General features: G+C 30.0%; 1 protein-coding gene. It reads right to left on the bottom strand.

Annotated features, from left to right (window positions below; translation table 11 throughout):
* A partial coding sequence (locus V7056_RS18135; RefSeq protein ID WP_499703799.1) for a hypothetical protein occupies positions 1 to 227 on the bottom strand: 227 nt, incomplete at both ends.

Raw genomic sequence — 227 nt, 5'->3', positions numbered from 1 at the left:
ACTCAACTGTTTTTCCATGTACTTTGTACTTTGTTACTGGAAAATTAATCATTGCCATATCGTATTCAGAATAGTGGTGCATCATAAACATATAGTTTTCTTGGACGGTGTCTGCACCATCGTAAATATCCATAAATAAAAATTGAGTTTTCCTGTCATCATATATTTTTGCAAATTCTTTCTGCTTACTTATAATCGTTGCAATTTCAATTGCATTTAAAGTTTTA

Source organism: Bacillus sp. JJ664, assembly GCF_036962205.1.
In the GTDB taxonomy this organism is placed as follows: Bacteria; Bacillota; Bacilli; order Bacillales; family Bacillaceae_G; genus Gottfriedia.
Note: the sequence above shows the minus strand (reverse complement) of the source record. Positions and strands in the feature narration are given on the sequence as shown.